3 protein-coding genes are annotated in these 3,317 nt (G+C 67.8%); 2 read left to right on the forward strand and 1 reads right to left on the reverse strand.

Translation table 11 applies throughout. The annotated features are described in order from the left end of the window. Positions 1-203: 203 nt before the first annotated feature. Positions 204-1,673: a transglycosylase SLT domain-containing protein gene (locus tag QZY48_RS26550; RefSeq protein WP_295436551.1), complete on the reverse strand. Its 1,470-nt coding sequence runs from the start codon at positions 1,671-1,673 to the stop codon at positions 204-206. Between the two features lie 389 nt (positions 1,674-2,062). Between QZY48_RS26550 and QZY48_RS26555 the strand changes: the two genes are divergently transcribed. Next, positions 2,063-2,767: a methyltransferase domain-containing protein gene (locus QZY48_RS26555; protein WP_366929788.1), complete on the forward strand. Its 705-nt coding sequence runs from the start codon at positions 2,063-2,065 to the stop codon at positions 2,765-2,767. Further along, complete coding sequence (gene rnhA / locus QZY48_RS26560; RefSeq protein ID WP_295436553.1) at positions 2,760-3,191, forward strand: ribonuclease HI; 432 nt, start codon at positions 2,760-2,762, stop codon at positions 3,189-3,191. Before QZY48_RS26555 ends, rnhA begins: the two co-directional genes overlap by 8 nt. Positions 3,192-3,317: the final 126 nt, after the last annotated feature.

Here is a 3,317-nt window from a genome sequence, read left to right on the forward strand (position 1 = left end):
TCGAATAATCCGACCACGATTACGACAACGACAACGACAACGACGCCCGGTCCGTGAGAACGTCCGGTAGCGGTTCCCTACCGCGACCGCGGGTGTGGCAACCTGATCGGTCCCAGGCTGCAGGCGCGGGCGTTGCGCCCGCGCTCCCGGAGCGGCCGTTTCGCCCCCCCGTTGGGGAGCGGACCGCCCCGTCTAGTCGCCCGTCACAAGGCTGCGAACTCCGGGCCATGCCGATAGATACGAATCACCCCGCCGTGGCGCAGGTCGTTGGCCGCGACCGGGTTCCAACGCATCAGGTCGCCGACGCTGACGTCATAGCGGCGGGCGATGCCGTCCAGGGAGTCGCCCTTGCGCACCCGGTGGTTGACCAGGTTGGCGGCCGTCATGCCGCCGCCCGGGTCGGCGCTGTCCCGGCCTGGGATGCGCAGGCTCTGCCCCGGCAGCAAGGGCTCGCGCGGCTGCATAGCGTTCGCTTCGGCGAGTTCGGTCAGGTCCACCTTGCGGGCGCGGGCGACGGAGGCCAGGGTGTCACCGCCCTTGACCACGTAGACGGTGGTCGCGGACTTGGCCGTCGGTACGGCTGCGGTCGGTTGGGCAAGCGCCTGGGCGACCGCCCTGGGGTTGGCGACGGCGAGCGGCGCGGCCGCCATGACCCGGGACTGAGGCAGCGCGGCGGTGACGCGCGTGCCGGTTCCGGCCGGGACTATCAATTGCCCCGGACCCTGCGGGGAGGTCTGGCCGCGCTTGAGCCCGGCATTGAGCGTCTGCAACTGTGCGAGCCCGATACCGCTGGCCGCGGCGACGCGCGCCAGGTCCACGGGTCGGTCCGTGCGTACCACCTCCAATTGGGGTGCGCTCGGTACCGGCGGCAGGTGCACCCCGTTTTGCGCCGGCTCCGCCACCATGCGGGCGGCCGCCAGGATCTGGGGTACGTAGTTTTTGGTCTCGTTGGGCAGGTTCAGGGACCAGAAGTCGGTGGGCAGGCCGCGCGCGCGGTTGGCGGCCTGGGCGGACTCGACCCGGCCCGGGCCGCAGTTGTAGGCCGCCATGGCCAGTTCCCAGTCGCCGCCCAGGCGCCGCTGGAGTTGTTGCAGATAGTCCATGGCCGCACGGGTGGAGGCCATGACGTCGCGCCGCTCATCCTGCCAGGCGTCCTGGCGCAGACCCATCTCGCGGCCGGTGTAGGGCATAAACTGCCACATGCCGGCGGCCGCCACCGGGGAGGTGGCCGCTGGGTTGTAGCGGCTCTCGATGTGGGGGAGCAGGGCGAGTTCGGCCGGCAGCCCACGCCGTTGTATCTCGCCGATCACCACATGGAGATAGGGTTTGGCCCGCTCCGAGAGCTTCGACAGGAACTGCGGGTCGCGGCGGAAGGCGCTGACCTTCTCATCGATGCGCCCGTTGGCGTGGAGATTGAGCTTCATGTCGGCGCGCACGCGCGTCCACAGATCGGCACCTGACCCCTGGGGGCTGCGCCCCGGGCGGGTGCCGCGCGCAGCCTCCCCGGCGGGGCGGACGTAACCATATTCGCGGGCGGAAACCAGACTGCCGTAGGCGTCCTCACCGGCGGTGTAGCGGGCCTCTTTGGTGGCGCAGCCGGAGACGGCTAGCGCGGCAAGAAAAATGGAAAAAGGTGTGCCTTGGCGGCGCACCATGCGTGTGAAAGACCTCATCGAACCCCCGGAGCCAAGCGTAAGTGCTTGGTTTAAATCGCTTCTCACGAGTTGTCGGGGTATGATACGCAAACCTGGCGGTCATTACCAGACCCAAGGCCCGGGCATGACCGCCGGGGGCACGGGGACAGGGCGCCCGTTACCGGCTACCATGGGTGGCCTTCGGGGACGTGCAAGCGCCGGTGCGCCGCGGTCTTGCGCCTGACGTTGGGGGGCGCCGGCGCGGGCCGGGTTCGCACACTTCCGGCACTTTCACGTTTTCACCGTGCCCGCATAGAGGCAATTGAATGACCGGTTGCAGAGGCCCAGGCTCTTCCTTCGCAAGTCTTGAGCACTGGTACCGCACGCCCCTTGGCCGGGAGGTGGCGGCCAGGGAGGGGGACTGCATGATGGAACTGCTCCACGATACCTTTGGCTACTACCTGGTGCAGATCGGCGTCGGCGCCTGCTTCCCTGAGGTCTTGGCGGCGAGTCGCATCCGTCATCGGGTGCTGGTGCCCGCTCAGTTGCCGAACGGACCCTACGGTCTGGAAGTCGTGGCGAATCCGCAGGCGCTGCCGCTGGCCGCCGACGCCGTCGATGCGATACTCCTGCCCCACACCCTGGACTTCGCGCCGGACCCGCGACTGGTGTTGCGCGAGGTGGAGCGAGTGCTGATCGCCGAGGGCCGTGTGATCATCCTGGGGTTCAATGCGCTCAGCAGTTGGGGCCTGCTGCGGTTGCTTTATCGGTCGCGTCGGCGCGTGCCCTGGTGCGGGCGCTTTCTTACCACATACCGGGTCGAAGACTGGTTGTCACTCTTGGGGTTCGATGTGGAAGTGCGCAAACAACTCATGTTCAGGCCGCCCATGCGCGGCGCCCAAGGGCGCCGCCTGGCGGTGCTCGATACCCTCGGGCGCGGGTTGTGGCCGGCCCTGGGTGGTGTTTACGTGATCAAGGCCGTGAAGCGTGTTTCCACCTTGACCCCATTGCGGCCCTCGTGGAGCGCCCGCCATGCGCTGCTGGCCGGCGGGGCGATCGAACCGAGCACCCGCCAGGGTCTGGCGGGGGCTGGCCGGAGCGGCCCCTGTGCCCGCGGCGACCACGATGTCTGAGTCGGTCCTGGCCTTTACCGACGGCGCCTGCAAGGGTAACCCCGGGCCCGGGGGCTGGGGCGTCCTGCTGCGCTACGGTGCGATCGAGAAGGAACTCTGCGGGGGCGAGCGTGCGACCACCAACAATCGCATGGAACTCATGGCCGTGATCGCCGCGCTGGAGTCCCTCAAGCGACCGACGTGCATCGCGGTCACCACCGACTCCCAGTATGTCAAACGCGGGGTGACCGAGTGGATGACCAACTGGAAGCGCAACGGCTGGCTCACCGCCGGGCGCCAGCCGGTCAAGAACCGGGACCTCTGGGAGCGGCTCGACAGCGCCCTCGCCCCCCACCAGGTCAGTTGGCACTGGGTCAAGGGCCACGCCGGCCACGCCGAGAACGAGCGCGCCGACCGCCTGGCCAACCAGGGCATCCCGCGTTGAGTAACGAGTCGAGAACAAGTTATAGTTAAACGCATAAATCCCTATATTCGATCCACGGTGTAAATTCATCAATCCAGCTTTTGGCATAGCTCATGGCTTTGCTTTCCTCGCTCCATGCATCAGAAA

This window comes from uncultured Thiodictyon sp., assembly GCF_903828115.1.
Classification (GTDB): domain Bacteria; phylum Pseudomonadota; class Gammaproteobacteria; order Chromatiales; family Chromatiaceae; genus Thiodictyon.